A 21,647-nucleotide genomic window follows, 5' to 3' on the forward strand; every position below is an offset into this window, starting at 1 on the left:
GCGTTTACGCGTAGCGGCTAAAGTCGTTTAATCGCAGGAGAAAAGTCATGGCCGGCGGTAAAGAGATAAAAACCAAGATCGGGAGTATTAAAAATACTCAGAAGATCACCAACGCAATGGAAATGGTTGCTGCGTCCAAAATGAAACGGGCGCAGGAGCGTATGGAGCAGTCTCGTCCTTACGCCGATGCCATTCGCAATGTGATTGGACACATCGCTCAGGGCGACCTTGATTTTACGCATCCTTATTTGGAAGAGCGTGAGGTTAAGCGTGTTGGTTACATCGTCATCTCAACCGACCGTGGACTGTGTGGTGGCTTGAACGCAAACGAGTTCAAAGCCGTATTACGCGATGTCCAGCAATGGGATGAGAAAGGCGTTGAAGTCAGCTTCGCAGCCGTGGGCAGTAAAGCAACTGGTTTCTTTAAACGCATTGCAGGTAGCTTAGCCTCACAGGCTTCTAACCTGGGCGATGCACCATCTGTGAATGATGTAATTGGAACCGTTGCGGTAATGCTAAAAGCATTCGATGAAGGCACGATTGACCGCCTGTTTCTGGTGTACAACAAGTTCGTTAACACCATGACGCAGGAGCCCGTGATCAATCAGCTGTTGCCTTTGCCGAAAAGTGATGAAGCCAAGCGAGAGTACTCGTGGGACTACATCTACGAGCCGGACGCTAAAACCATTTTGAATACACTGATGAAACGCTTCGTTGAAAGCCAGGTGTATCAGGGTGTCGTCGACAACACTGCAAGTGAGCAGGCGGCACGAATGGTCGCGATGAAAGCTGCAACTGACAATGCGGGTGAACTTATTGATGACCTGCAACTGGTCTACAACAAGGCCCGTCAGGCAGCAATCACGCAAGAGATTTCGGAAATTGTATCCGGCGCCGGTGCGGTATAAGGCAAAGGTCTTAAAGATTTAAAGAGTTAGAGGAAACGTCATGAGTCAAGGTAAGGTCGTCCAAATCATTGGCGCCGTCGTGGATATCGAATTTCCACAAGACGCAGTGCCAAAGATCTATGACGCGCTCCGTATCACCGAAGGTGAGCTGACAGGTTTGACCCTCGAAGTTCAGCAGCAGTTAGGCGGTGGTATCGTCCGTGCAATCGCAATGGGTGGTACTGACGGACTGCGTCGCGGTGTGAGCGTAGAAAACAGCGGTGAGCCAATTATGGTCCCGGTAGGCCTGGAAACTCTGGGTCGTATCATGGACGTATTGGGTGAGCCAATCGATCACGCGGGCCCGGTGGGTGAAAAAGAGCGTATGTCTATCCACCGTGCGGCGCCTTCATATGAAGAGCAGTCGAGTTCGGTAGAGCTGTTAGAAACAGGTATTAAAGTCATCGACTTAATCTGCCCATTTGCTAAGGGTGGTAAAGTTGGTCTGTTCGGTGGTGCGGGTGTTGGTAAAACCGTCAACATGATGGAGCTTATCCGTAACATCGCTATCGAGCACAGCGGCTACTCAGTATTCGCCGGTGTTGGTGAGCGTACCCGTGAAGGTAATGACTTCTATTACGAGATGAAAGAATCGAACGTACTGGATAAAGTTGCGCTGGTATATGGTCAGATGAACGAGCCACCGGGTAACCGTTTGCGCGTTGCATTGACCGGCCTGACGATTGCGGAAAAATTCCGTGATGAAGGTCGCGACGTTCTGTTCTTCGTTGATAACATCTATCGTTACACCCTGGCCGGTACTGAAGTATCTGCACTGTTGGGTCGTATGCCGTCAGCTGTAGGCTACCAGCCTACCCTGGCCGAAGAGATGGGTGTATTGCAGGAGCGTATCACTTCAACCAAAACTGGTTCAATCACGTCAATCCAGGCCGTTTACGTACCTGCGGATGACTTGACTGACCCGTCACCAGCAACCACCTTCGCGCACTTGGATGCGACCGTGGTACTGAACCGGGACATCGCGTCACTGGGTATCTACCCGGCGGTTGATCCGCTTGACTCGACCTCGCGTCAGCTGGATCCACAAGTGATTGGTGAAGAGCACTACAACACTGCACGTGGCGTACAGTCCGTATTGCAGCGTTATAAAGAGCTGAAAGACATCATCGCAATTCTTGGTATGGACGAATTGTCAGAAGAAGATAAGCGTACAGTGGCGCGCGCTCGTAAGATCCAGCGCTTCCTGTCTCAGCCGTTCTTCGTTGCAGAAGTATTTACCGGTTCACCTGGTAAGTACGTGTCGCTGAAAGACACCATTGCCGGCTTTAAAGGCATCCTGAATGGTGACTACGATGACCTGCCAGAGCAAGCGTTCTACATGGTTGGTTCCATTGAAGAAGCGGCTGAAAAAGCAGCTAAAATGTAATCGAACCGGAGGTTTGTGATGGCGGTAAATACAGTACACCTGGATATCGTAAGCGCGGAAGAGAAACTATTCTCGAAGAAAGTGCGATCGATGACGGTGACAGGTAGTGAAGGTGAGCTGGGTATTTTACCTGGTCACTTGCCTTTACTAACCGCCTTAAAGCCCGGCATGGTACGAGTGGTTTTAGAAGACGGTCATGATGAATTGTTCTATATCGCCGGTGGCTTTATGGAAGTTCAGCCTGACCATATCACGGTACTTTCAGACACCGCTGTACGTGGTGGTGATCTGGACGAGCAAGCAATCAACGCGGCTGAAAAACGTGCCCGTGAAGCCATGGCTGATGCCAAAGGCGACACGAGTTACGCCGAAGCGGCTGCTGAGCTTGCCCGTGCTATGGCACAGCTACGCGTGTTGCAACAACTGCGTCGTCGCAAAGGTGGTTAACAGCCTAAGCTAGTAACCCTAGTAACGAAAAACCCGGCCATGCTGCCGGGTTTTTTATTGCGCGGGATTTTTACTGCAATAATCGGGTTAATCCAGCAGGCCGCGGCGCAGCCAATGCGGTTTTTGTCGGCTCCACAGGGTTGCGACCCACTTCTCGCCACTTTCGACTGGGCTACCGCAGTGCAGTGATGCAGGTATTGGAAGGCCTGCTTCGTTGGTATTGTTAAAGGTGACCATGCCGCCTGTTGGTGGCTTCACCTCCTGTTTCCAGTGTTTGAACCGGGTAGCGCCACCACTGAATTCATCATTTAAATAAAGCACGCTGGTTTTCACCCGTTGTCCAAATACTGCTATTTCGTCCTGCACCGCAGGCGCGTCACTGACAATGTAGTCGTGATGCCATTTAAATTCTTCGCCTTGCTGATAACGATAAAAAATCAAGGGTTCACTATGGCTGACTGGTTGCTGCTGGGCGGCTGCCATCAGTCGGGTTAAAGACGCCACCACCAGATCGGTGGCCGGTACCTCTGAGATAAATTGTTTGTTGTTACGCACATCGGTCAGGATCTGCTGCTCGTTCTTATCACCGTATAGCAAGGCATCTTCCAGTTGACGATGGGTATGGTCAATCAGATAGCGTAGTGACAGTTCGGGTAGCGCCAGCTGGGTTTGCCGTAGATCTGCATTTAACGACTGCTCTGAAGTAAGCAATCGAGTCGGCTCAGTCAGCGCCTTCCACAGCGACGTTGCTCGCGAATTTACAGTTATTGCAAACTCTGCCAACGTGGTGCGGAATCTCTCGTTGTTATCCTGTGTGGCGATTTCATGCTGCCAAAATTGCTCAAGCAACTTCAGTCCTTCAAGGTCGTGCTCAGAAGCAAAGTGAAGCGCCAGAGCGATTTCCTTATCTGAAGCGGAGCTTGCCAGCGCATGGGCAAGCCAGACATTGGTAAATTCGGCAGACCGGCTCGCCAGCTCGATAAGAGTAGCGATGGGGAGTCGCTGGCGATGAAAACCTTGCTGAATAATTTTCAGCAGTAGCTGGTGGGCTTGCTCATGTTGAGTTGTCATTACTACCTCTGTCACTACATTACATCGATGATAGCGTTGCTCGTGCTGCTTTTCAATTTAAGGGTGGCGAAGTAAGTGGTAGACTAGCGGACTAGCAGGTTTTATCGATATGGTTTGAAGCAATGGAACAGAATAAGCTCAATGCAGTCATTCTGGCTGCTGGCAAAGGCACCCGAATGCGCTCCGCGCTACCTAAGGTGCTGCACCCCGTCGCGCACAAGCCGATGGTGGCGCATGTCATTGAAACAGCGCAGGGTTTAGGCGCACAGGCGGTTCAGTTAATCTATGGTCATGGCGCTGATCAGTTGCAGACAACGCTGGCTGGTTATCCGGTTAATTGGGTCGAACAGGCTGAGCAGCTCGGCACCGGCCATGCGGTTCAGCAGGTGGTACCGCATCTCGCAGATGACGACACTGTACTCATTCTATACGGCGATGTGCCCCTGATTCAGCAACAAAGTCTGCAAGCCTTGCTCGAAGCGAAAGGCGACAGTGCGCTGGCATTACTCACCGTGACCTTGCCAGACCCCACCGGCTACGGGCGTATTCTGCGCGACGATCAGGGCACCATTACCGGTATTATTGAACACAAAGACGCAACCCCTGCCCAGCGCCTGGTAACCGAAGTAAACACGGGGATTATGGCGGCCCAGGGGATAGACCTGAAACGCTGGCTTAGTGCGTTATCGAACGACAATGTGCAGGGTGAATACTACCTGACTGATATTGTTGCGATGGCTGCCAATGAAGGCGTGCAGATTGCCAGTAGCCAGCCGCAAAGCGCGAGTGACGTCGAAGGCGCCAATAACCGTGTGCAGCTAGCGGCCCTTGAGCGCGCGTATCAAAAACGTCAGGCAGAACAGCTGATGCTGGCGGGCGCTACCCTGATGGACCCGGCGCGTATCGACGTGCGCGGCAAGGTCGAGATCGAAAATGATGTGGTGATTGACGTCAACGTCGTTTTTGAAGGTGATGTTTATCTGGCTGAAGGTGCCGTGGTTGAAGCAAACTGCGTATTACGTGACTGTCGCATTGGCAAGCGTGCACGGGTTAAAGCCAACAGCGTGATTGAAGGCGCGGTACTGGGTGAAAATGCCCAGGCAGGCCCCTTTGCCCGTTTGCGGCCAGGCGCCGAACTGGCCAAAGGCGCCGCCGTTGGCAACTTTGTCGAAATGAAAAAGTCCTACCTTGGCGAAGGTGCCAAGGCTGGCCATTTAAGCTATCTTGGCGATGCCCAAATTGGCGCGGGCGCCAATATCGGCGCCGGCACTATTACCTGCAACTACGATGGGGTGAATAAATTCACCACCGTCATTGGTGAACAGGCTTTTATTGGCTCAAATAGTTCGTTGGTAGCACCGGTCCAGATTGGTGACCGTGCTACGACCGGGGCTGGCTCTGTGGTGACTCAGGATGTCGAAGCAGATCAGCTTGCTGTCGGGCGGGCACGCCAGCGCAACCTGACTGGCTGGAAACGGCCACAGAAAAAATCAGATTAAGCAGAAGGATTCATTATGTGCGGGATTGTCGGGGCAACGGCTGAGCGTCGTGTTGCAGAAATTCTTTTAGAAGGCTTACGCCGTCTTGAGTATCGTGGTTATGATTCAGCCGGTATGGCGCTGCTGAATGACCAGGGGTTAACCAAAGTGCGCCGGGTCGGCAAAGTGAAAGAGCTGGCCGATGCGGTTGAACGAGATGGTATCAACGGTCATGTGGGTATTGCCCACACCCGCTGGGCAACTCATGGTGGGGTTACAGAAGCCAATGCCCATCCGCATGTATCTTCGGGTTCACTGGCGGTGGTCCATAACGGCATTATTGAAAACCATGAGAGTCTGCGCACTAAGTTGCAGGCGCTCGGCTATGAATTCGAGTCGCAAACCGATACCGAAGTTATTGCTCACCTTGTGCACCACGAGCTGAAAACGGCAGCTAACTTATTAAAAGCAGTGCAGACTGCGGTAAGCCAGTTAGAAGGTGCCTACGGCACCGTGATCATGGATGAACGTGAACCAGGTCAGTTAGTGGTCGCTCGCTCTGGTAGTCCTTTGGTTATAGGGCTAGGTATTGGTGAGAACTTCGTTGCGTCCGACCAGCTGGCGCTGTTACCTGTAACCCGCAAGTTTATCTACCTCGAAGAAGGTGACGTGGCCGCCGTCTCGCGGGATGACGTTGCTATTTTCGATCAGCAAGGCAACGCCGTTGAGCGCGAAACCATTACCTCGGATCTGCAGTACGACGCCGGCGGTAAAGGTGAATATCGCCACTTTATGCTCAAAGAAATCCACGAGCAGCCGTTTGCGGTGCGCAATACCTTAGAAGGTCGCGTGTTGGACGGTAAAATTGCGCTGGATGCGTTTGGCGACAATGCCGATGAGATTTTCAAAACCATCCAGCACGTGCAGATTATTGCCTGTGGTACCAGTTACCATGCCGGCATGGTCGCCCGCTATTGGCTTGAGCAGTATGCCGGGGTGTCCTGCAACGTCGAAATCGCCTCAGAATTCCGCTACCGCAAGTCCCATGTCTTTCCGAACAGCTTGTTGGTGACTATTTCTCAGTCGGGCGAAACAGCCGATACCCTGGCCGCGCTGCGTCTGGCAAAAGAAATTGGATACACCGCCAGCTTAACGGTGTGCAATGTGGCTGCATCATCAATGGTACGTGAGTCGGATCTGGCCTTCCTGACCCGGGCTGGCGCCGAAATTGGTGTTGCCTCAACCAAAGCGTTTACCACCCAATTGGCTGGCTTACTGATGATGACGGCCGCCATAGGTCGTTACCATGGCATGTCAGCTGAAACCGAAGCGCGCATTGCGCAGGCACTATCCGCGTTACCGACCAAGCTGGAAGAGTGTCTGACCATTACTCAGGATATCGAGAAGCTTGCTCCTGAGTTTGCCGACAAAGAGCACAGCCTCTTCCTTGGCCGCGGTGACCAATACCCGATAGCTATGGAAGGTGCGCTTAAGCTGAAAGAAATCAGCTACATTCACGCCGAGGCCTATGCATCCGGCGAACTGAAACATGGCCCCTTGGCGCTGATTGATGCCGACATGCCGGTTATCGTGGTGGCACCGAACAACGAGCTGCTGGAAAAGCTCAAGTCCAACGTTGAAGAAGTGCGCGCCCGCGGCGGCATCATGTATGTCTTTGCTGATCGCGATGCAAACTTCAAAGGCGACGACAGCATGCGGGTAATCAACCTGGCCCACATTGATGAGCTGATTGCACCGATTATCTATACCCTGCCATTGCAGCTACTGAGCTACTATGTGGCAATCATCAAAGGGACTGACGTTGATCAGCCGCGCAACCTGGCGAAGTCGGTCACGGTGGAATAGTTTAGTCAGGGTAAAATAAGGAAAAATGATGCACCGACGTGGTGAAGAAACCGAGGCACAGAAGCTTCGCAATAAGCTGATTTTCTATCCCATTTTGCTGCTTGTTGTAGGCTTACCAAGTTACCTGCTGGCGAAGGGAACCTTCGGCTGGATAAGCGGCGCCTGGTTCGAGATCAACTTTGCCCATTGGGGCGTCTGGATTGCACTGGGGATTACGACGCTGGTGTATGCCGTGGTGCTACTGATGATTGCAGTGCAGACGGTGTTGGGGTTTATGCTGGCGTTAAAACGCTAGTTACTCTGTGGTTTAACGACGGCGGACCCTGGTCGAGCCGTCGGTGTGAGTACAGAGGCCGTACTGAAACGGCGGTTGCATCTGCGGTACCACGAACAAAAGGTCGGTAAACCAAAGGCAACTGCTGTCATTGTCGAGGTACGCCGGGTAGCTCATAAAATCACGTACTGCCTGAAAGTCGGGATGCTGCCAGGCTGTCTCGGCCTCAGGGGTCGGCTGCCTGGGGTGGAACGTCCATTCCGCGTCGTTGCGAGCGAGGTAGGCGTTGGCGCTTTGTTGCATCCAGTTGAAGGGCCAGTCTAGCGGGTCTGAATCGCTGACTCTGAGGTCCATGGCCCACACCCCATCGTTCGCGTTCTGTAACAACTTCCAGTGATAGAGTGAAAATGGCTGCGGCCAGGCTTGCATGGCGTGTCCGCTAAGCGGTGCTGCTTGCCTGGCATATTGCTTGGCATAGGTTAGCGCAGCGTGTTTCTGCACAGCAGCAAAGCTGAGCCAGATAACGGGGCCGAAAAGCGTTAAAACGGTGACTAAAAGGCGCGGGTTTGGCTGTCTCGCCTGCCAGTAGATCACGCCCAGCGCCAGCACGATGCTGGCGCTAAACACCGGATCGACAATAAATAGCAGCCCCAATGACACCCGCTCGTTACTCAGCGGCATCAATACACCAACATCCCAGGCTGTCAGCAGATCTGCAGCAATGTGGGTACAAATACCTGTTAGCCCCAGCCAATACAGCAAAGCAAAGGGGAGCGCTGGCCCTTTGCTGTGTCTTTGTATGCATCGAATGAGAAGCGCAAACAGCAGCGCCCATGCCGGTGCCAGCAGCAACGAATGGGTGTACGTACCATGCCAGTAGGCGTGGTAATAAAGCGGGCTGACTAGCAAGGTAACACTATCGATGTCGGGAAAAAGCCCGGCCAGGGCACCGAGTCCGGTCGCTGCTTTCACTGAATGCCGATCAACCACCCTTGCCACCCCCGCGCCGCCAAGAGCACCCAGCGCTGCGTGGGTTAACGGGTCCACGGATTATTTCCAGAGCTGAACACGCTGCCCCCGGCGAAGCGCCTTTTGCAGCGTCTTTTTGGTGTGGCACTGCTGTGGTGAGGTGTCTTTCAGCCAGTGAATAAATACCCTTATAAACAATCCGGTAAGTGCAACTTCCTGACCGATTCGCTGGAGATGACTGGCTCTGAGCTCTGCTGCCTCGCGAAACCATTGCACGGTGCGGCTGACACGTAATAGCCCGGCAGCCTGCAGATGAATATGCCCGGGTTCGAGCTTGTAGAGCAGCATTTCACCAGTCAGCCTGTGGTACGGCGATAACGCATCCAGCCAGCTTTGCATGGCACTGCCAAGGCGTAAGGTGTTCAGTTGCAAGGTGAGCGGGCTTGTAGGGTTGGCAGGCCGTGGTTGTGGGAAGCTCTTCAACATGGCTCTGTCAGCCCGGTCTAGCCAGGCATCGACGAGTTCGTCTTTCTGCGCGAACTGTGTGTGGATAACAGCAAGTGACGTATTCAGCTGGCGCGCTAGCTGATACAGCGTGAGCTGCTCCCAGCCGGTTTCATTACCCAGCTTAAGAGCAGCATCCAGAATGGCATCCCGCGTCAGCGTGTTGTCCATATAAAACCTCATCAGCACTAACCTAAGCCTTAGTATAGAAAAGGCTCAGGTGTTTGCTGATCAGGTTGTGATTAACAGCCTAGTAGGCAGGCATCAGGAAAATTTCGCGCACGCAATTGCGGGGGTTGGCATTCAGCGCATGTAGCACCGCATCGGCGACGTCGTTTGCATCGAGTTTGTCCGGTTTTGGCTCATCGAAGAAAGGAGTGTTGACCATCCCAGGCGCGATAACGGTGCAGCGGCCCTGCCATTCTTTCATTTCTTCGGCCAGATTCGATGCAAAGCCGTGTACGAACCATTTGGTGGCGCCATACACCGAGCCTTGAATAGTTCGACGACCAGCCGCTGAACCAGTCATAATAAAGTGCCCGGTGGTTTTACGTAAATGCGGCAGGGTCAACTTAGCGGTATAGAGTAAGGCATTGATATTAATATCGATCATCTTCTGCCACTGGTCGGGCTCACCGGCCTCCACGCCAGGGCTGTTAACGCCCATGCCGGCATTGGCAAACACCGCATCAAGCTGACCAAAGTGGTTCACCCCTTGCTCGACTACCGTACTTAGTTGCTGGTAGTCGGTAATATCGGCGGCGATGGCAAAGGCATGCTCCGAGCCTAATTCACTGACTAATTCCTGCAGGCGTTCCTCGCGGCGTGCGGTCAGAATGACTTTCACTCCATCTTTAACCGCTGCTCGTGCCGTTGCTTCGCCGATACCGCTCGACGCACCGGTAATTAACATTACTTTGCTCATTGCATCCTCCGTTTGGCGATAGCCCCTTAGGGGCTATCGCCATCTTAGTTTTGCATTTTGTCTGGCATCAACCTTAGCAGACCTGACGGGCTTTAAAAGCCGCGGCGGTAGGACAGGCTGAGAAAGTCCATGCCCGGGTTATTGCTTGCCAGGCCGGCATTTGAATAATGCATGTAGCGCAGACTCAGGGTATGTTCGTCGCTCACCTTCAGAACGACCCCGATCCGGTCTTCGAACTGAAAATGAGAGCCCATGTTCTTATGTGCAAACAAACGCTCATCGAGAAGGCTGACACCGATACCAAACTCCCAGAAAAGCGGCTTATTGGCCAAAGCGGCAAATTGTCGGGTAATAACCGGAGAGAGTGCTAATACATTCACTTGTTGATGCTCATCGCCAGCGTCTTGTTGCCAGCGATTAAAACTGGCTTCAAGGTGCCAGTTGAGATTCCAAAGCGGCAGCCGTTGCGGCTCCATCGGCTGCAGTGCAACCCGGATCCCCGACGTCGAATATTCCCCAGCCAGGTAGTCGACCCCCATTTGCTTCGCATGTGAGTTCAATGGTAACGAGAGCGATAACAGCAGCAATACAATACAGATTCGCATGACAACACCTCGTAGTTAGTAGAAGGCTATTATCCGGGGCCGCTGTAAATTATTAAATGCGAATATTCAAATGGCAGCGATTGGTTTTTTCGTCGTTTTCTGCACTTTTAGTTTTGCCGAAAACCTGTACGGCTGGCGGGTGTCGGGTTGCTAAAATGAAAAGCGGCCGCACGGGGGGCCGCTTTGTTAACTGGTTCTAAATCGTATCCGCGCTTAACGACCTCTGATCCGCAGGTTGTCCCGAACATCGCGAACTCCATTGGTGTTGCGCGCCATTTCAACGGCCAGATCACGCTGCGCTGAGCTTTCTACATGGCCATTTAAGGTTACCACGGCTTCTTCGACTTCGACTTCGATATCGCGGCCGCTAACCTCGCCCGACATCAGTAAGCGGGATTTGAGGACGGTAAAAATACGCCCATCGTTGAGTGTGGCACGGACTCCACCCTCGTCATCATCGTCGCCGTCGTCCTCGTTGCGCACGGTGAGGTTATTCTCAACCCCACTAACACCTTCAATCCCTTCCACCAGTTCTTCGGCTAAGGCTTTGTCGGTACTGGTCTCTACTTCGCCCTCCAGGGTCACCACCCCGTCTTCCACCGACGAGCTGATACGGAAAGCATTGAGGTTGGTATTCAGCATCAGTGAGGTCTGAGCTGAACCATGGATCCAGGCGTCCCGCGATTCACCTTCCCAGTCAGTATTTGCCTGAGCACTGATGCTGGCGCTGCCTAATGCGAGCGTGACTAACGCGGCGGTTAAGGTACGTTTCATTTTGTATCTCCTGTATAGAAGTTCAGGGAGTTACTAGCGAAGCCCGTGCCATGTTTTGTAACTCATTGATGAATATTGAATTGTTAGCGCTACGGACGGGTTTTAAGCAGCCTTTAAGGGGTGTGCTATGAAATAATTACAGGGTGGATGGTAATTATTTCAGGGCGCTGAGGGGGTAAGTTGGTGTTGCACCCGATACTGCTCTTTAAGTGCCGCCAACTGGTCTCTGGAGATTTGCAGGTAGGCGGCAAGCTGCGCCAGGCAGTGGCTTAACTGCTCGTCAGTAGATTTTTTGACATCTCGTTTGAGGATATCAAGGGTAAGCCGCTCCTGTGCTTCGAGTAAATCAAGAAAGATAAAGTTATCAAAGACTTGAATTGAGCGTTGTGCAGTTTCAAACCAGTCGCTACAGGCCTGGATGCGGTCTTCTTTGTTGGAGTCAGGGTGAGAGCCGTATTGAGCGACCACCTCTTGCAGCTGCTGATGAATTTCGAACCGTTGCTGAAATATACGGCGGATGTTGTAGTCGTCGACGTGATGCGTGGCGAAACGATAGAAGCTGCACCCTGCCTTGCTTAACGCATAAATATCATTGAGAGGCATAGACACTCCTGAATTAAATCTTTTGCGCGGTCTGAACAGATAGCCATCCGACACCGGGGTGTTCAGTTTCGGTTTAGGTTCCGGTGACCCATACAATAGTCGTACCAAAAATCAAATAAATGTAAATGTTCACGCTGGCCGTGACGCCCTTTTCTATACTTGCTTGACGCAGATTCACTCAACGTTGCTATCAAGGAGTGGCCGGGTGATGGCTAGACCTCGTTTGTTTCTTCATATTAAAGATCCGTCGCTGGACAAGCGTCTGCGTAGCCTGCCGGTGGTAAGCAAATTCTCGCTGATAACAAGCCGCGGAGATCCTGACTGGCCTACCCACATGGTGACCGCTAAACCCACTGTCGCGTTAGTAGAAATGAATCAGCTTTGCGACACAGAGCGGCAGCAGCTTCGTCGGCTGCGTCCGTTTCAACGGCGTGACTATATTATCCTCAGCCAGGGGTCGCCCAACCCTGATATAGATAATCAGCTACTTCACCATGCAGGGTTTCATTTTCGCGCGCCCTATTGTCTGCAGCAGATCGAGGCTACCCTGCAGGACTTCTACCACAGGGGACAACGTGACCAGGCGGTTAGCGAACAGATTTTACATAGTGAACTGGAGCAATTCGGCTTGTTGGTGGGATCCTCTCAATCGATGCGTGACCTCTACCAGACCATCCGCAAAGTCGCTGACTCGGCGGCGCATGTGCTGGTTAGTGGTGAAAGCGGCGCAGGTAAAGAGCTGGTCGCAAATACCATTCACTCTGCCAGCGCCCGAGCGGATAAACCCTTCATTGCATTGAACTGTGGCGCCCTTAGTCCTGACCTGATAGACAGCGAATTGTTTGGTCATGTCAAAGGCTCATTTACCGGCGCCCTTCGTGATCATAAAGGGGTTTTCGAACAAGCTGACGGGGGCACCCTATTTCTCGACGAGATAACCGAAATGCCGCTTGAGCAGCAGGTTAAATTGCTGCGCGTGCTGGAGTCGGGTGAGTATCGTAAGGTGGGTGGTTCAGGCACTCAGTTGGCGAATGTGCGAGTTATAGCGGCCACCAACAGAGAGGTTCAGGATGCGGTTGAACACGGCTTTTTGCGTCAGGATTTATATTTTCGCCTGGCCCAGTTTCCAATTCGGGTGCCTGCGCTTCGCGAGCGTGGCGAAGATATTGAAGGCCTGGCCAAGCACTTTTTAGCCTATCGCAATGCCTGTGAAGGCACCGCGAAGTCGATTACACCAGCTGCATTGGCGCAGATCGGTCGCTACCACTGGCCGGGTAACGTGCGCGAACTGAAACACACGCTGGAAAGAGCCTATATCCTGGCTGACAATGTTATTGAGCCGCGTCATATTGCGCTTGATGGCGCTAGCAAGCCGTGTGTGCTGGCGATGCCCAGTGGAATGCCGCTGAAGGAGTTGGAAGCCGCTGCCATTCAGCAGACATTGTTGCGCAATCAGGGCAACAAAACGTCGTCTGCTGAACAACTCGGGATTAGCGTTAAAACGCTGTATAACAAACTTGAAAAGTATCAGAGCTAAAACTGTGCGTTGTGATACACCTTCTGTACATCATCACAGTCTTCCAGCATGTCGAGGAATTTCTCCATCATCGCCACATCCTCCTCACTGATTTCAACTGCGGTCTGCGGCACCCACTGGATATCATCGGTGGCGAAGTCAATATCAGGGTAGGCTTCGAGCAGCGCCTGACGCGTTTTAGCGTATTCAGTGTGCGGGGCAAATACAGTGACCATGCCGTCTTCCGCTTCGACATCCGTCACATCAACGTCGGCTTCCATCAGTAACTCAAGGACGCTGTCTTCATCGTCACCTGCAAATGCGAAAATCGCGACATGGTCGAACATGTGCGAAACCGTACCCGGGGCCCCAATTTTGGACTTGGTTTTAGTGAAGCAGTTGCGCACGTCTGTGTAGGTGCGATTACCGTTGTCGGTCAGGCAGTCAACGATGACCATGCAGTTACCTGGGCCGAACCCTTCATAGCGAGCGGTAGCATAATCTTCACCACCGCTACCCTGTGCTTTATCCAGTGCTTTGCTGATCACGTGGGCGGGTACCTGATCTTTCTTAGCCCGCTCAATGAGCGAACGCAGGGTCAGGTTCATGTCCGGATCGGCGCCCCCTTGTTTTGCCACTACATAGATTTCACGGCCATATTTACTGTAGACACGGCTTTTTGCGGTTGCTGTTTTAGCAATCGATTCTTTTTTATTCTGATAGGCTCGGCCCATGACTTCATCCTGTTAGACAATACATAACACACACGTGAGGGCGAATTTTACACACTGTTGGCAAATTTATCTATGTCCTGATCTAGTTACACTCCTCTCTCAGCCAACGCCCTTGCTGGCGGATTTGGATGGTTTCGGGATTTCCGGCCATGCGCGTGGTAAATTCCGCGTTGCCTTCGTATTGCTCGTTATTTAACACAACGATTTGGCCCCGGCCTTCGTACGGAGGGTCACCGGCACACTGAAAACTAAAGTGGTAGGTATCGCCTTGCTGGGTGATGGTCTGGTCGCAGCCGTCCTGCTGTGGAAGATTCCCTTTGCGGATATCTTCTTCGGTCAGACAGACCTGCACACTGGACCCTGCCAAATCAAGGTTAATCCCCTGAGATGCCATCATTTGCTCGACCATCCGACGCTGACTTTGTGGAAGCTGCTCCAGTTGCTGTAATGCTTCTTCAATTGCCCTTTCCATTTGCCCACTTTCACTTTGCATGGAAAAGCTGTGCTCCCAAAGTCCGGGGCGAATATCGAGCTCAAGTTCATCTTCGGCCGCTGCAGTGGAAAGCGAGCCAAGGACCAGGGCCATGCTAAGCCCGAGTATAGAGTGTCTGTTCATGTTGATGCCTCGTTGATGCTTCGTCATTGCGCGATGTCGCGCGGGTCTTCTGGGCTTAAGTAAAGAAGGGCGCCTGCAATGCAGACGCCCTTTAAACTTACCAGTATTATCGAGATCTTGCTAAGTTTGCTGTGGTTACCACCTTAAAACTGGTGGGTGACCTCACCGCATTTGTCAGCAGGACCGTCCGCTGGACATACTTCATACGTTACTTCGTCTGCGTCCGTCATGAAGCTGTCACGTAAACGGTTACCAGTATAAGTGCCTACCAGTTCGCCGTCCCGATATACAACGACTTCACCGTCAGCGTTGTCCCAACGTAGCTGAACGACTGCCAGACCAGTGCGTAACTTACGCGCTGAAGCAACTGAAACTTCAATCTGGTCGAGGTTGATAGTAATGGTCTTAGTCACTGAATCAGACTGATCATCGCTATCCGTTACTACCAGGCTTACGTCGTAGCTGCCCTGTTCCGCATAGGTATGCATGGGGTTCTCTTCAGTAGAGCTTGCGCCATCACCGAAGTCCCATTCATGACTTACCAGATCCAGGTCTGCTTCGCTTTCGTCAGTGAAATTAACGGTCATCCCGTCAATGCTATAACTGAAGTCTGCAGATGGCGCATCTGGCTGTGGCTCTTCGTCACTGGCGGCACTGATAACCAGTGACCAGAAGTTCAGAGTGCCGGTATCAGCAGCTGCGTTATCCGAAACAAACAACGTCCAGTCACCTTGCATCGACTCACCGTTGAACGCGTCCACAGACCAGGTTTGATCGATATCCTCGGCGCTACCACCATCGCGGTCGTGAAGCACATGCTCAGTTCCGTCAGGAGATGTTAGCGTGATGATCAAGTCACCAATCCAGGTATGGGTAATGTTGACTGACACGTCCGTGCCAAACACCAGGCCTTCTTCAGCAACGCTGATTACACTGGTGATGCCTTCAGGATCTGCATCAGGAATCGATACCGGGTTGTTGTTCTCATAAGGGAAGTCGACCAGGTTAGCAGGTAATACCATCAGTGAGCTGGCAGCAGACCCTGTTAACTCACCAGTATCAACATCACTTGCAGTTAGGTTGATATCGTACTCACCCCATTGGGTATCCTCATCCGTGTAGACGGTTAAAGTGACTTCTTCACCGGCAAACGCAGTGTCCGCAGAGAGATCAAAATCAAGTGCCGGGTCAATACTTGCACTTAAGTCCACTTCACCTGACCAGTCAGCAATACTGAGCACCTCAATGGTGTATTCAGCGCTGTCACCAGCCGATACTTCCTGTGCAGCGGGCTGCATGATTAAGGCAAAGCCCGGTGTTGGGTCAGCGTCCAGTAATGCCTGATAAGCATTCAGACGATTTCCGGTTACGGTGCGGCCAGCCAGTGCAGGAATCGGGTCACCCGAATCGAGCAGGATCTGTTTTACTTCAAACAAATCCAGATGCGGTGCGATGGACCAAATCAAAGCAGCGGTGCCAGCGACATGAGGGGATGCCATTGAGGTACCAGAGGCTGTTGCGTAACCGTCGTTCAGATAGGTGGATAAAATAGCGGATCCTGGGGCGCCAAGGTCAACCGACGTTAGTCCGTAGTTCGATAATACGGCCAGTTCGTCATTGCGGTCAGTATTGGCAACCGAGATAATACCATCCAGGTCATAAGCGGCCGGGTATGCAGGTATGGCGTCTGAATCGCTAGCTTCGTTACCTGATGCAGCTACAAACAAAATACCGGCATCAATACCGTCTGATATCGCGGTGCGTAAGGTTTCTGAATATGGGCCACCGCCCCACGAATTATTGGTCGCAAGCAGATTGACACCATGATTGACTTTCAGGTTGGTGAAATAGTCAATACAGGCGATTGCACCTGCAGTGGAACCAAATCCGTCTGCATCAAGGAACTGGCAACCAGCAACCTTCACATTCCAGTTTACACCGACCACTCCGAGATTATTGTCGCCGACGGCGCCAATCGTCCCTGCTACATGGGTACCGTGACCATTTTCGTCCATCGGGTCGCCATCATCATCGATAGCCGAATAGCCGAAACAATCGTCAATGACCCCTGTGCCTGTGTCATCAATGCCGTTGTCACAAATTTCACCCGGGTTCTGCCACATATTTGCGGCAAGATCCGGGTGCGTGTAATCAACGCCTGAGTCAATCACCCCGATCACGATGTCACTGGAGCCAGTGGTGATATCCCATGCCTCCACAGCGCTGATATCGGCGTCAGGTGTGCCTCCCGCCTGCCCCGTGTTATGCAGACCCCAGAGATTGCCAAAGTTTGGATCATTGGGAACGGCTTGCGCCTGAATATCATTGATCGAGATGGTGTAGTTCGGTTCTGCCACCTCAATTAACGGGTGCGCGGCTAAGCGTTTTATCGCGCGGTCACGTTGAGCAGAGTTTGCTACACGAATTTCATTAATGCGACCCTGTGCGACATGTCGCATACGAAGGTCGCGGCCAAGTACGTCAGTTTCACGCAGAATACCGCCAACACCGCGAATTACCTCTTCTCGTTGTTCCTTGGAAACCGATTCTTTAAACATCACCAGCAAAGAGTCTTCCTCTGCTTGGGTGCTCGCTGCCATAGCTGAGCCCGTAAATAGGGCTAAGGAAATGCCAACGACTAATTTAGTTTTATTAGTCATTTTATTCTATTCCTCAATTTATACGAAGGTTTGTGTTCTTATAAATGCGGATTTTCCGCACCAAGAAGATCTAGCATAAATAATCGAGTTGGATGCTCTTATAACGAGAGGTCGAACCTAAATTAAGAACCTAGTTGTAGTCCCTTTGGTTGGTTTAGTGCATTGGTGTTTATTTCAAGACTATGTTTTTAAATGAATTTCAATTTCAAGGTATTAGTTTTGGGCTAGATAAAAATGACCCAAGATGATGATTGATTGATAGCTATTGAAAGTTACCCTTAGCTACGTATTTGCAAGGGATAATAAAAGAAGAAAATAATGACTTTCTCTGATTCTGGTGAATTGAACTCGACTTCTTTTTTTATTTTCATGTCGCGCAGCATGGCTGCGCGGCACTGCATGGTAATTGAAAAATCAATAAAACATTCAGCAATAATTTCTGATTTCAATCGAGCAGTACTTTTAATCGAGCAGTACTAATACAATAACAGGGAGACAATTATGTCTATCTTAACAAGTAAAAAGAAAGTCTTGGCCGTTGCAATTAGCATGGCTTTTTCAGGTGCCGCTTTAGCGGACACTCAGGAAGCATATTTAGAGCAGGTTGGCGATGACAATCTGGCCACCATCGACCAGCAGGCAGGTTTGCACGACGCTGCCGCCCTTCAGGATGGCAATGAAAACACCCTGACTATCCTGCAATCCGGCGAATGGCAAATTGCTGAGTCTACTCAGGAAGGCAATGGCAACGATACTACTATCGAACAACTCGATACCTGGCATGAAGCTTACTCGTATGTCACTGGTGACGACAACGTCGTTGATGTTTTCCAGGATGACTTTTTCAACATTTCATTCAGCTATGTCGACGGTAATTACAACACGGCGATGACCGAGCAGGTTGGTTCTCTGAACTTCTCAGAAATCGTCCAGACTGGGGATGATAACTACACTTCAATTATCCAACAGGGCGACTCAAACTGGAGCCTGTTTGAAGTGGTTGGCGACAGCAATGACTTCAATAGCGAAACCTATGGGAACGGCAATGAAACCGCGGTTCTGGGTGGTATGGGTAGCGACAACTTAGTTGATGTCTATCAGGTTGGTGATTTCAACGTCGGTGGTATTTCTGGTTTAGTGGGTGATAACAACACGGCATTTATTGACCAGTCAGGTGAAGAGAACGTCTTCATTGCCTATGACGTTGAAGGTGACAACAACTACATCGACGTCCTCCAGTCTGGCAACGAAAACCTGTTCCTGCTCGACCCACTGCAAGGCGACGACAATGTGGTACTTGCGCAGCAAGTAGGCGACGCCAACCTTATCGATGGCCCTTCTGGATTAGTCGGTAATGACAATCAGATCTACGTCGACCAAAGCGGCAACGACAACTACGCCATGTTTGAGACTGATGGCGACAGCCATAATGTCAGCATCGAACAGGCTGGTGACTTTAACGAAGCCTATGGTTTCGCAATTGGCGACAGCAACATGGTCTACGTTGGTTCTGACGGCGACTACAACCTCAATGCAGTGGCGGCAGACGGTTCGAACAATGATCTGTCATCAAGCCAAACTGGTGATTACAACACCGCACTGGTTGAGTTCCAGGGCGATGACAACCTGGTTGACGTACAACAGGACGGTGACCTGAACGAAGCCTACGTGGCAGGCCTCGGCGCCTCAGGCAATGATGTCGCAGCATCGCAGGTTGGTGACCTCAACCTGATCGACCTGTTGGTGACAGGCTCTGGCAACAGCATTGCGCTGGCTCAGAACGGTACCAGCAATATCATCGTTGGCATGGGCGGTCTTGGTTCATCGTTTGAAGTTGGTGGTGACAATGGCTTAGTTGATATTTATCAAGAAGGTTCGCTGAACATGGTGATGGGCCAGCAACTGTCCAATGGCAGCACTATGGCGGTATCTCAGATTGGTACTGGTAATACAGCTATCGTTAGCCAGACAAACTAAGAAAGAATCTGAAAAGCCACCGGTTTCGGTGGCTTTTTTTATTCCTGAATTAGTAGAAAGGGACTACCTAATTACGTCTATTGGCCTTACGGGTGAATAATTAACCCAATGAAAATAAAGGTTTTTTATTTAATATCCCGATTTTTATCAGAACCACGCTAGCCCGATAATACGATTGATAAGGGGCTAAGAGTGGCTAATGTACTAACACTAGCGACTAGGAACCTAAGGGACATAATCATGGCTTTCCTAAAAACAACAATAAGTTTAGCTGCAGTAATAAGTTTGTTCTTGCCAGCAGTACAAGCATCGTCTGAGTTACCAGTAGGCCTGGCCAGTTTGCTTGAGCGCCAGCAAATGGCCAGCTTCGGTGCCGCTGCTTCCTCTGGCCTTAGCGGCAACCAGCTGCAACTGGTGCAGGACGGCAGTAACAATCAGGCCATCCTGTCTCAGTCAGGTAGCTACCAGCAACTCAACCTGACTCAAATCGGTCAGGACAACCAGGTAAATGCAACCCAGATAGGCTCAGGCAATAACGTTCAGGCCTATCAGAATGGCAGCTACAACACGGCTGACATTGTGCAGGAAGGGTTCGACAACGCTATTCAGCTGGAGCAACTTGGTCACTACAACCAGATACAAATTCTGCAAACTGGCTTCGAAGCCAGTATGACAGTGACTCAGTATTAACAGGTGCAGCATGTTTACAGGCCGTCGTTCACCGGCTAAGTGGCTGTTTATCCTATTCCTCTTAGCCCCTGCTCTCATTCCCGGAACCGCCTCTGCGCAGTCCTCTGATATTGAGTTAAGTGGTCTGGTGCTGGACCGAACCATCACGCGTTTCGGTAAAGATTTCTTTTTTTACTACACCAGCTACTGGCGCGATATTCCCGATACCGAGGGGCTGACAGTGGTTATTCATGAGCAGGTATACCCCCAGGCTGGTACCCGTCTCTGGGTCGAAATTGAACAGGAAACCATTTTTCAAACCTATTTTGGACGCCGTCACAGCGACGTAAAGAAAGTGGCGGAGCAGGCAATTTTGATCAGTCTCGACAGAGTCGCAGATTTGAAAGCTCGTGCTGTCGCTGACTCGATCCTACAACAATTACAATAAGGAACGGCCATGAAAGCAATTTTCAAACTAACCGCTTTGTTCGCTGTTATCGGCGTGACTACCCAGGCCAGTGCCACGCAACTGGTCTATGAACCTGTCAATCCCAGCTTCGGTGGCAACCCGATGAACGGCTCGTTTCTGCTCCAAAAAGCGCAAAGTCAGAATGCACACCGCCCCGAAAGTAATCAGCGTTCGTTTGTGCAGCGTTTTCAGGAGCAGCTGGAACGAAACATCATTAATAGCTTAACCCGCCGCATAGCGGACGGCGATTTAGTTGAAGGGGTCTATGATACAGGCGAATACACGGTAGAAGTGACCGGCCAGCCTGACGGCAGTGTATTGGTGTATATCACCAACAACAGTAGTGGTGAAGTGACTGTTATCACCATGCCGGGCTGGGGAGGTTAAGATGCGTAGAGTATTTATCATGGCTCTGGCGGGCCTCTCGTTGACTGCCTGCTCTATCGTGCCTAAGCCGGAAAATTTCAATATTGAACCTGCGACCATAGATGCACGCAGTTCGGTGATGGAGTATCTGCGTGAGCAGCCTCGCCCTGGAACCCCGATCCCAGTCACTGTCTATGCATTTCGCGACCAGACTGGCCAATACAAGCCACAGGCGAATGTCTCAAGTTTCTCAACCGCCGTTACCCAGGGCGGAACATCGATGATGATGCAACTGCTGCTGGACTCAGGCTGGTTCGCCCCGCTGGAACGGGAAAACCTGCAGAACCTGTTAACTGAACGCCAGATATATAATTCAGCGGGTAATGGTCAGGACCTGCCACCGTTGAAAGAAGCGCGGCTGCTGCTGGAGGGCGGTATTATCAGCTATGACACCAATACCACATCAGGCGGGATCGGTGCGGAATACTTTGGTATAGGGATGTCTGAGATGTACCGAGAAGATCAGATCTCGGTTTATTTGCGCGCGGTTGATGTGCATACAGGCCAGGTTTTGCTATCGGTTTCCTCCACTAAAAAGGTGTTTTCCACCGAGGTGCGTGCCGGCCTGTTTCGTTATGTGTCGCTGAACCGACTGGCGGAAGCTGAAGGTGGCTTCTCTATGAATGAACCCGTTCAGCTTTCTGTTCAGCGGGCCATGGAAACGGCCTTGGTTGAGCTCATAGAGCGGGGTAAAGAACGCGGCTTCTGGCGTTCAGCGAGTTAGCACGGA

At 51.5% G+C, this 21,647-nt stretch carries 22 protein-coding genes; 12 read left to right on the plus strand and 10 right to left on the minus strand.

Going from position 1 to position 21,647, the window contains the following annotated elements; translation table 11 throughout:
* The first annotated feature begins 47 nt into the window (after positions 1–47).
* From atpG to CWE12_RS06715, 3 genes are read left to right on the plus strand one after another with little or no spacing between them, the layout of a single operon-like run.
* Complete coding sequence (atpG, locus tag CWE12_RS06705) at positions 48–908, plus strand: F0F1 ATP synthase subunit gamma (protein ID WP_126788900.1); 861 nt, start codon at positions 48–50, stop codon at positions 906–908.
* A gap of 40 nt (positions 909–948) precedes the next feature.
* Positions 949–2,334 carry a F0F1 ATP synthase subunit beta gene (gene atpD, locus CWE12_RS06710; RefSeq protein ID WP_126788901.1) on the plus strand — a complete coding sequence of 462 codons (1,386 nt, stop codon included), beginning with the start codon at positions 949–951 and terminating at the stop codon, positions 2,332–2,334.
* Between the two features lie 18 nt (positions 2,335–2,352).
* On the plus strand, positions 2,353–2,781 hold the full coding sequence (locus tag CWE12_RS06715) for a F0F1 ATP synthase subunit epsilon (protein WP_126788902.1): 429 nt from the start codon (positions 2,353–2,355) through the stop codon (positions 2,779–2,781).
* An 87-nt stretch (positions 2,782–2,868) separates the two neighbouring features.
* Here CWE12_RS06715 and CWE12_RS06720 read toward each other — a convergent pair whose 3' ends face one another.
* Positions 2,869–3,852, minus strand: a complete 984-nt coding sequence (locus CWE12_RS06720) for a prolyl hydroxylase family protein (protein ID WP_126788903.1) — start codon at positions 3,850–3,852, stop codon at positions 2,869–2,871.
* A gap of 122 nt (positions 3,853–3,974) precedes the next feature.
* Between CWE12_RS06720 and glmU the strand changes: the two genes are divergently transcribed.
* Genes glmU through CWE12_RS06735 form a run of 3 tightly spaced genes read left to right on the plus strand, consistent with a single transcriptional unit; the run spans position 3,975 to position 7,491 of the window.
* On the plus strand, positions 3,975–5,351 hold the full coding sequence (gene glmU, locus CWE12_RS06725; protein ID WP_126788904.1) for a bifunctional UDP-N-acetylglucosamine diphosphorylase/glucosamine-1-phosphate N-acetyltransferase GlmU: 1,377 nt from the start codon (positions 3,975–3,977) through the stop codon (positions 5,349–5,351).
* 15 nt (positions 5,352–5,366) lie between these two features.
* Positions 5,367–7,196 carry a glutamine--fructose-6-phosphate transaminase (isomerizing) gene (glmS, locus tag CWE12_RS06730; protein WP_126788905.1) on the plus strand — a complete coding sequence of 610 codons (1,830 nt, stop codon included), beginning with the start codon at positions 5,367–5,369 and terminating at the stop codon, positions 7,194–7,196.
* Positions 7,197–7,224: 28 nt separating this feature from the next.
* Entirely contained in the window at positions 7,225–7,491 is a 267-nt protein-coding gene (locus CWE12_RS06735; RefSeq protein ID WP_126788906.1) for a hypothetical protein, read from the plus strand.
* 12 nt (positions 7,492–7,503) lie between these two features.
* Here the strand turns inward: CWE12_RS06735 and CWE12_RS06740 are convergent, their stop codons facing one another.
* The 6 genes from CWE12_RS06740 to CWE12_RS06765 all read right to left on the minus strand — a co-directional run bounded on the left by CWE12_RS06740 (position 7,504) and on the right by CWE12_RS06765 (position 11,850).
* Positions 7,504–8,517: a metal-dependent hydrolase gene (locus CWE12_RS06740; protein ID WP_126788907.1), complete on the minus strand. Its 1,014-nt coding sequence runs from the start codon at positions 8,515–8,517 to the stop codon at positions 7,504–7,506.
* 3 nt (positions 8,518–8,520) lie between these two features.
* Positions 8,521–9,126, minus strand: coding sequence for a TetR/AcrR family transcriptional regulator (locus tag CWE12_RS06745; RefSeq protein WP_241984155.1), 606 nt, complete (start codon positions 9,124–9,126; stop codon positions 8,521–8,523).
* Between the two features lie 67 nt (positions 9,127–9,193).
* Positions 9,194–9,868 carry an SDR family oxidoreductase gene (locus CWE12_RS06750; RefSeq protein WP_126788908.1) on the minus strand — a complete coding sequence of 225 codons (675 nt, stop codon included), beginning with the start codon at positions 9,866–9,868 and terminating at the stop codon, positions 9,194–9,196.
* A gap of 92 nt (positions 9,869–9,960) precedes the next feature.
* A complete protein-coding gene (locus CWE12_RS06755) occupies positions 9,961–10,473 on the minus strand; it encodes an acyloxyacyl hydrolase (RefSeq protein ID WP_126788909.1) in 513 nt (170 codons plus the stop codon).
* A gap of 213 nt (positions 10,474–10,686) precedes the next feature.
* Positions 10,687–11,247 carry a BON domain-containing protein gene (locus CWE12_RS06760; protein WP_126788910.1) on the minus strand — a complete coding sequence of 187 codons (561 nt, stop codon included), beginning with the start codon at positions 11,245–11,247 and terminating at the stop codon, positions 10,687–10,689.
* A gap of 159 nt (positions 11,248–11,406) precedes the next feature.
* Positions 11,407–11,850, minus strand: a complete 444-nt coding sequence (locus CWE12_RS06765) for a ferritin family protein (RefSeq protein WP_126788911.1) — start codon at positions 11,848–11,850, stop codon at positions 11,407–11,409.
* 208 nt (positions 11,851–12,058) lie between these two features.
* On the opposite strand from CWE12_RS06765, the gene CWE12_RS06770 reads away from it, so the two are divergent.
* Positions 12,059–13,387 carry a sigma-54 interaction domain-containing protein gene (locus CWE12_RS06770; RefSeq protein ID WP_126788912.1) on the plus strand — a complete coding sequence of 443 codons (1,329 nt, stop codon included), beginning with the start codon at positions 12,059–12,061 and terminating at the stop codon, positions 13,385–13,387.
* Here CWE12_RS06770 and CWE12_RS06775 read toward each other — a convergent pair.
* The 3 genes from CWE12_RS06775 to CWE12_RS06785 form a co-directional block, all read right to left on the minus strand.
* Positions 13,384–14,100: a YebC/PmpR family DNA-binding transcriptional regulator gene (locus CWE12_RS06775; protein WP_126788913.1), complete on the minus strand. Its 717-nt coding sequence runs from the start codon at positions 14,098–14,100 to the stop codon at positions 13,384–13,386. The two genes, CWE12_RS06770 and CWE12_RS06775, sit on opposite strands and share 4 nt — an antisense overlap.
* 82 nt (positions 14,101–14,182) lie before the next feature.
* Complete coding sequence (locus CWE12_RS06780; RefSeq protein ID WP_157981936.1) at positions 14,183–14,716, minus strand: DUF3617 domain-containing protein; 534 nt, start codon at positions 14,714–14,716, stop codon at positions 14,183–14,185.
* A 143-nt stretch (positions 14,717–14,859) separates the two neighbouring features.
* The gene (locus CWE12_RS06785; RefSeq protein ID WP_241984156.1) at positions 14,860–17,316 is read right to left on the minus strand and encodes a S8 family serine peptidase; all 2,457 of its coding nucleotides are present in this window, start codon (positions 17,314–17,316) and stop codon (positions 14,860–14,862) included.
* 561 nt (positions 17,317–17,877) lie between these two features.
* Between CWE12_RS06785 and CWE12_RS06790 the strand changes: the two genes are divergently transcribed.
* The 5 genes from CWE12_RS06790 (at position 17,878) to CWE12_RS06810 (ending at position 21,641) form a co-directional block, all read left to right on the plus strand.
* On the plus strand, positions 17,878–19,353 hold the full coding sequence (locus CWE12_RS06790) for a hypothetical protein (protein ID WP_126788916.1): 1,476 nt from the start codon (positions 17,878–17,880) through the stop codon (positions 19,351–19,353).
* A gap of 291 nt (positions 19,354–19,644) precedes the next feature.
* Entirely contained in the window at positions 19,645–20,043 is a 399-nt protein-coding gene (locus tag CWE12_RS06795) for a curlin (RefSeq protein ID WP_126788917.1), read from the plus strand.
* Between the two features lie 10 nt (positions 20,044–20,053).
* On the plus strand, positions 20,054–20,470 hold the full coding sequence (locus CWE12_RS06800; protein WP_126788918.1) for a curli production assembly/transport protein CsgE: 417 nt from the start codon (positions 20,054–20,056) through the stop codon (positions 20,468–20,470).
* 9 nt (positions 20,471–20,479) lie between these two features.
* Positions 20,480–20,878 (plus strand): curli assembly protein CsgF, encoded by a 399-nt coding sequence (locus tag CWE12_RS06805; protein ID WP_126788919.1) that lies wholly within the window; start codon positions 20,480–20,482, stop codon positions 20,876–20,878.
* Position 20,879: 1 nt separating this feature from the next.
* Positions 20,880–21,641 carry a CsgG/HfaB family protein gene (locus CWE12_RS06810; protein ID WP_126788920.1) on the plus strand — a complete coding sequence of 254 codons (762 nt, stop codon included), beginning with the start codon at positions 20,880–20,882 and terminating at the stop codon, positions 21,639–21,641.
* Positions 21,642–21,647: the final 6 nt, after the last annotated feature.

The organism is Aliidiomarina sedimenti (assembly GCF_003986955.1).
Taxonomy (GTDB): Bacteria; Pseudomonadota; Gammaproteobacteria; order Enterobacterales; family Alteromonadaceae; genus Aliidiomarina; species Aliidiomarina sedimenti.

Coding starts and splice junctions, on each gene's coding strand:
- atpG (WP_126788900.1), top strand. CDS start 48: ATGGCCGGCGGTAAAGAGATAAAAACCAAGATCGGGAGTATTAAAAAT.
- atpD (WP_126788901.1), top strand. CDS start 949: ATGAGTCAAGGTAAGGTCGTCCAAATCATTGGCGCCGTCGTGGATATC.
- CWE12_RS06715 (WP_126788902.1), top strand. CDS start 2,353: ATGGCGGTAAATACAGTACACCTGGATATCGTAAGCGCGGAAGAGAAA.
- CWE12_RS06720 (WP_126788903.1), bottom strand. CDS start 3,852: ATGACAACTCAACATGAGCAAGCCCACCAGCTACTGCTGAAAATTATT.
- glmU (WP_126788904.1), top strand. CDS start 3,975: ATGGAACAGAATAAGCTCAATGCAGTCATTCTGGCTGCTGGCAAAGGC.
- glmS (WP_126788905.1), top strand. CDS start 5,367: ATGTGCGGGATTGTCGGGGCAACGGCTGAGCGTCGTGTTGCAGAAATT.
- CWE12_RS06735 (WP_126788906.1), top strand. CDS start 7,225: ATGCACCGACGTGGTGAAGAAACCGAGGCACAGAAGCTTCGCAATAAG.
- CWE12_RS06745 (WP_241984155.1), bottom strand. CDS start 9,126: ATGAGGTTTTATATGGACAACACGCTGACGCGGGATGCCATTCTGGAT.
- CWE12_RS06750 (WP_126788908.1), bottom strand. CDS start 9,868: ATGAGCAAAGTAATGTTAATTACCGGTGCGTCGAGCGGTATCGGCGAA.
- CWE12_RS06755 (WP_126788909.1), bottom strand. CDS start 10,473: ATGCGAATCTGTATTGTATTGCTGCTGTTATCGCTCTCGTTACCATTG.
- CWE12_RS06760 (WP_126788910.1), bottom strand. CDS start 11,247: ATGAAACGTACCTTAACCGCCGCGTTAGTCACGCTCGCATTAGGCAGC.
- CWE12_RS06765 (WP_126788911.1), bottom strand. CDS start 11,850: ATGCCTCTCAATGATATTTATGCGTTAAGCAAGGCAGGGTGCAGCTTC.
- CWE12_RS06770 (WP_126788912.1), top strand. CDS start 12,059: ATGGCTAGACCTCGTTTGTTTCTTCATATTAAAGATCCGTCGCTGGAC.
- CWE12_RS06775 (WP_126788913.1), bottom strand. CDS start 14,100: ATGGGCCGAGCCTATCAGAATAAAAAAGAATCGATTGCTAAAACAGCA.
- CWE12_RS06780 (WP_157981936.1), bottom strand. CDS start 14,716: ATGAACAGACACTCTATACTCGGGCTTAGCATGGCCCTGGTCCTTGGC.
- CWE12_RS06785 (WP_241984156.1), bottom strand. CDS start 17,316: ATGGCAGCGAGCACCCAAGCAGAGGAAGACTCTTTGCTGGTGATGTTT.
- CWE12_RS06790 (WP_126788916.1), top strand. CDS start 17,878: ATGTCTATCTTAACAAGTAAAAAGAAAGTCTTGGCCGTTGCAATTAGC.
- CWE12_RS06800 (WP_126788918.1), top strand. CDS start 20,054: ATGTTTACAGGCCGTCGTTCACCGGCTAAGTGGCTGTTTATCCTATTC.
- CWE12_RS06805 (WP_126788919.1), top strand. CDS start 20,480: ATGAAAGCAATTTTCAAACTAACCGCTTTGTTCGCTGTTATCGGCGTG.
- CWE12_RS06810 (WP_126788920.1), top strand. CDS start 20,880: ATGCGTAGAGTATTTATCATGGCTCTGGCGGGCCTCTCGTTGACTGCC.